This window comes from Ensifer sp. SSB1 (assembly GCF_016652895.1).
Lineage (GTDB): Bacteria > Pseudomonadota > Alphaproteobacteria > Rhizobiales > Rhizobiaceae > Ensifer.
On sequence record NZ_JAEPRP010000208.1, the window covers coordinates 1 to 5,286 of the forward strand.

At 59.4% G+C, this 5,286-nt stretch carries 4 protein-coding genes and 2 pseudogenes; 4 read left to right on the forward strand and 2 right to left on the reverse strand.

The genetic code is table 11. The annotated features are described in order from the left end of the window. Positions 1-168 precede the first annotated feature (168 nt). Both I8N66_RS32620 and I8N66_RS32625 read left to right on the forward strand, forming a co-directional pair. The gene (locus tag I8N66_RS32620) at positions 169-1,212 is read left to right on the forward strand and encodes an IS110 family transposase (RefSeq protein ID WP_291163226.1); all 1,044 of its coding nucleotides are present in this window, start codon (positions 169-171) and stop codon (positions 1,210-1,212) included. Between the two features lie 293 nt (positions 1,213-1,505). Continuing rightward, positions 1,506-1,731: pseudogene (locus I8N66_RS32625) on the forward strand (helix-turn-helix domain-containing protein); the annotation flags it as partial. Positions 1,732-1,794: 63 nt separating this feature from the next. Here the strand turns inward: I8N66_RS32625 and I8N66_RS32630 are convergent. Continuing rightward, positions 1,795-2,844: a CorA family divalent cation transporter gene (locus I8N66_RS32630; protein ID WP_291163229.1), complete on the reverse strand. Its 1,050-nt coding sequence runs from the start codon at positions 2,842-2,844 to the stop codon at positions 1,795-1,797. A 273-nt stretch (positions 2,845-3,117) separates the two neighbouring features. Here I8N66_RS32630 and I8N66_RS32635 point away from each other — a divergent pair, with 273 nt between their 5' ends. Then, positions 3,118-3,912, forward strand: a complete 795-nt coding sequence (locus I8N66_RS32635; RefSeq protein WP_291163232.1) for an SRPBCC domain-containing protein — start codon at positions 3,118-3,120, stop codon at positions 3,910-3,912. 270 nt (positions 3,913-4,182) lie between these two features. Then, complete coding sequence (locus I8N66_RS32640) at positions 4,183-4,605, forward strand: DUF4864 domain-containing protein (protein ID WP_113538812.1); 423 nt, start codon at positions 4,183-4,185, stop codon at positions 4,603-4,605. 13 nt (positions 4,606-4,618) lie between these two features. Here I8N66_RS32640 and I8N66_RS32645 read toward each other — a convergent pair. Then, positions 4,619-5,286, reverse strand: a pseudogene (locus I8N66_RS32645) (tRNA guanosine(34) transglycosylase Tgt); the annotation flags it as partial.

The window sequence follows — 5,286 nt, forward strand, 5'->3', positions numbered from 1 at the left end:
GCAGTGTCGCATTTCTAAATGGCTGGCGACGTCGCAGCCCTATTCAGCTTTGACACTATGGGTAGCCGGGTACATTCTATTTCCAAGTGTTGGTGTGGACGGCCTCCGATCTGACGTCGCAATCTGCGAATGTCCGATCAGCGAGTTTTTTGGCAAAGGAACCGTCCCATGGAACACGTCGCTCGAATTGGCATGGATACGTCGAAACATCTTTTCCAGTTGCATGGCGTTGACGCTGAGGAAAATGTCGTCTTGCGACGCCAGGTTCGTCGCTCACAGTTGATGAACTTCTTCCAACGGCTTCCGTCTACTGTCATCGGCATAGAAGCTTGCGGCGCTTCACATCATTGGGCGCGGATGCTGAAATCCCTTGGCCATGAGGTCAGACTGCTTCCGCCCCAATACGTGAAGCCCTACGTCAAACGGAACAAAAACGACAGCGCGGACGCCGCAGCCGTTTGTGAGGCGATGAGTCGACCAACGATGCGGTTCGTTCCGGTGAAGACAAGGGACAACCAGGCAGTGCTGATGTTGCTGGGGATGCGTGAGCGCCTTTTGCGCGCTCGCACGCAGCTCAGCAATGCGATCCGAGGATACGCAGCCGAATTCGGCCTGACGGTGGGAAGAGGCATATCCAGGCTCGAACATTTGTTCGAGCGCATTGCGGCAGATAGCTCCCTACCCGCGCTAGCGCACGAGCTTTTTAACTTACACGCGCAGGAATATCGGGATCTGCAAATGCGGATTGCTGAGGTTGAGGACAAACTCGACGATTGGCGCCACGAGAACGAGAAAGTCCGCCGACTAACCAAGGTTCCGGGCATCGGGCCCATCGGCGCAGCGCTGCTGGTGATGAAAGCCCCTGATCCTGAATACTTCCGATCCGGTCGTGATTTTGCGGCGTGGATCGGTTTAACGCCTCGAGATCATTCAAGCGGTGGCAAAAGGCGTCATGGAGGGATCTCGCACGCGGGCGACGAAGCCTTGCGGAGCGTACTGGTGGCCGGGGCTACTAATGTGATCCGATACGCGCGTCTTGGACGAGGCCAGCCCTCGCCATGGCTTACGGCGTTGGTCAAACGCAAACCTCCAATGCTGGCGGCTGTCGCATGGGCCAACAAAATGGCCCGCATTGCCTGGAAATTGCTCGTTAGCGGTGAAGCCTATGCTGGGTCTTCGGCACCGCCTCGACTATCAGCGCAGGCGGGGTAAACTCAGCCCCTCGCCGCGCACAGAGCTTGCAGACGGACAGGTAGATGGTGTGATCGATCGATCCAAGACGGGAGACACTCCGAATGTCGCATAGGCTGCCAAAAGCCGCCCAAGTGTTAGGAACTCTCGTTGCGGAAACCATCTTGGCCAGCGGTCATATGCAGCCGCATGAACAGGCCGGACATATGATCGCAAGCGATCAGATCACATAGCGCCTATCCCTTGCGAGGCGGAGGCCGTCCACATATGCGACATGCCAATGATTTCAATGGCTTCCCCTTGGAGATTTTGGAATGTCCCGACGCTATTCGCAGCTGAATCTGGCCGATCGACGCCGGCTCTTCCATTTTGTCGAACGCAAACTACCGATCAAAGAAATGGCGCGCGAACTCGGGCGTCATCGAGCGACGATCTACCGTGAGATCCTTCCACGATCGCGAGCTGCTCAACTGTAGCGGATACTTCCCGGCGGTTGCTGACGACATCCGCAAAGAGCGGCGGCAGCGTTTTGGGGAAGTTGGTGTGGCACCCGCACAATTGCAGCGCTGCACCCTCTTCACCTTCCAGGCGTACCGAGATCCATTATAAGATCCGCATCAATCGAACCCAGAGCAGGACGACACCAACCGATAGTGCTACCAGTGCCGAAATTTCCCAAAAACCGTATGCACCTACGCCGAAGGGCAACCAGCTTACGTTCATCCCCCACATTCCGGCGATTAGCGTCGCTGGCATGAAGACGGCGGAAAAGATCGTCAGGATGTAGAGATTGCGGCTTGCTGCTTCCTCGACTTGGGCGCGCTGTTCATCGAGAATGGACTGGCATCGATCGGCAAAGTCGCGAATGTCTTCGATCAGGGCATTGTACCGGTCGATTTCACGTCGAAGTTCGCGATAGTCCCCAGGCTCCGAAATGGGGGGGCATTCGCGCAAAAGCTCCAGCATAGCGGTTCGTTTGTATGCCATGTCTCGTGCTATATTCATCGCGTGCACGCGCGTTTGCAGGAGCTGTTGGCGCATGCGCGGCAGGTCATGGCGCTGCTCGAAGCTGCGTTGGCTTCTCAGCATCCTGGACCCCAGCTGACCGACATTCTCGGAGGCCTCGTCCAGAGCCTGCTCGCCAAGCAAGTTGAGCGAAATAAAGAACTCCGTGAGCAGGGAGATTGGAGAGCCAACTTTTGCCGCGCCGGCGACTATACGCTCCCGCAGGCGCTCCACTGTCGTCAATGGCTCCACACCACCAGTGACTACGAGCCCTGGGATGATCAGCAGGCTCAGCGCTGCGGACTGCCGCCCACTGCCCTCATCTGCCGTCGGAACGCGCAAGTCACGCAACTGACCGTATATCAGCGTGTCGAGCGTGAAAACCCGGCCACGCGGAATCGGGCGGGAAACAGCCTCCCGAACGTCTGAGGGGATCGCGAGCCGCAGCAACCAATCGACCATCGACGGGTCGGAAAGGTCGAGATGGACCCAGAGGAAAGTGTCGTCCTGCTCAGAAGCGGGAGTTTCTGCGGGATCGGGAAGGTAGTGCTCTTGTACCACTGCTCCCGCCTGTGAAAAGCGAAAGCCGAAGAGCGGACGCACCTTGGCGTCAGTTTGCCCGCCATTTTTCGGTGACTCGTTTGGCACGGTCAAACCAGCGCGGCGGTAGCAAGACGCCTGCCACAAAGGAGGCAATCAATGTTCCCGCCAATGGAGAGCCCTACGTAAGAGCACGCACGATCGTGTTCCATTGTACTTGGTCGCCAGAAGACTAAACCGAGCATTGAGACTAGCAGCCAGTGCGTACATCGTCCAGAACGGCGCGCCGTGTAAGCCGCTCAAAATAGGCTCGTTGCGGCCTGGGACGACGCGATCCGAGGTTGCGCGGCTCGACGAAACCAACTCCTGAAAGGATATCTCATGCCGATCAAGAAGGATGGCAGCGGAAAGCGCTGGGTCGAAATGGAACTGGTTGTGCCCGGTTCGCCCGAGCAGGTCTGGCAGGCTATGGCGACGGGCGGCAACAGCGCCTGGTTCACCAAAACGGAGATCGACGAACAGGTCGGAGGCAAGATATCCTTCGACTTCGGTCCGAATGGAGCCTCGACCGGCGAGGTAACGCACTGGGAGCCGCCTGCCCGCTTTGCCTATGTCGAGCGCGACTGGAGCGAAGGCGCGCCGCCCGTTGCGACCGAAATCACCGTCACGGCCCGCTCCGGCGATCGCTGCCTGCTGCGCATGGTGCATTCGCTCTTCACGGACAGCGACGACTGGGATGATCAACTGGAAGGCTTCGAAGGCGGCTGGCCGGCCTTCTTCGAGGTGCTGCGGATTTATCTTGCGCATTTTGCCGGCGAGAAAGCCGCGAGCTTCTTCGTCATGGCGTCGACGCCGGAGCCTGAAGCGAAGGTCTGGAGTGGCCTAACCGAAACGCTGGGGCTTGCCGCGGCGAATATCGGTGAGGAGCGCACGGCCCCGCCTCATCCCGAGCGCCTTTCCGGTATCGTCGAGCGCGTGCAGCAGGACGCCAAGCAACGCTATCTGCTGTTGCGCCTGAAGGAGCCGGGCTCGGGCATCGCGCTGATCGGAACCTATTCGAGCGGCGACGGAGCCAACGCCAGCATGGCGCTCTATCTCTATGGCGATGATGCCAAGGCGCGTGCGGCGACGAGTGAGCCCAAATGGCGCGACTGGTTTGAAGAAACGTTCAGGTAAGTCCTGCGCCCCCAAGGCCGGTCAGTCCTCCAACCCGCTGCCCATTCTAGCGGGTTGGTATACGGTCCATGTGCCCTGCCCGGGCGGATTTTTCCGAAATCACTAACTTATGATATTTAAATCTGGATATTCATTCTTGCGTTTAAGGCATTTCGTTTATTGAACTATTCGGGCAGCTCTCAGGGCTAAGTCTCGTATATGCGCCGACTCTCCCATTTCCAACACGCGTGACCGTCCTATGCTCTTCAGCTCTGACTGCGGAGATCGCCGATGTTCAGGACCCTTGCTATTGCCCTCGGTCTGGCGGCTCAACTGGCGGGCACGAGCGCTTCGCGCGCGGAAGAACCTGTCGATACGGCACGCGCCATCATTGAGGAGCAGATTGCGGCCTTTCTGCATGACGATGCAGAGACCGCCTATTCTTTCGCCTCACCTGAGATCCGGGGAAAGTTCCCCGACAAGACCGCCTTTTTCGACATGGTCAAGCGCGGCTACCGGCCGGTTTATCGGCCCGGCAATTTCGCTTTCGGCCGGTCGAAAGTCGTGGGTGACCAGGTGATCCAGGAAGTGCTGATCTCAGCCCCTGATGGCAAGGACTGGACCGCGCTCTATCAGCTCGTGAAGCAGCCGGACGGCAGCTACAAGATCAATGCCGTGATGATGCTTCAGTCGGCGCCGGGGCCGGAGATCTGAGCACTACCGCGTCTCAGACCGGCGGAAGGTCCCCTCGCCGCCAGGTTTCCTGCGTCTCGGCCATGAAGTCGGCGAAGCGACCTTCGTCGATTGCCAGGCGGATGCCTGCCATCAGCTCCTGGTAGTAGGCCAGGTTGTTCCAGCTCAAGAGCATGCCGCCGAGCGATTCGTTCGAGCGGATCAGGTGATGCAGGTAGGCACGCGAATAGTCGCGCGTCGCCGGGCACGAGGACTGCTCATCGAGCGGGCGCATGTCCTCGGCGTGGCGCGCATTGCGCAGGTTGATGCGGCCGTGGCGCGTGAAGGCAAGGCCGTGGCGGCCCGAGCGGGTCGGCATCACGCAGTCGAACATGTCGATGCCCTCGGCCACGGACCGCAGGATATCGTCAGGCGTGCCGACGCCCATGAGATAGCGCGGCTTGTCCACCGGCATGATCGGGCAGGTAATGTCGAGCATGCGCAGCATCACCTCCTGCGGTTCGCCGACGGCGAGACCGCCAACGGCATAGCCCTTGAGGTCCAGGCCTTTCAGCGCTTCGGCCGAACGTTCGCGCAGCTTCGGAATGTCGCCGCCCTGGACGATGCCGAACATCGCCTTGCCCGGCTGATCGCCGAAGGCGACCTTGCAGCGCTCAGCCCAGCGCAGCGACATCTCCATCGCGCGCTCGATTTCCTTCGGTT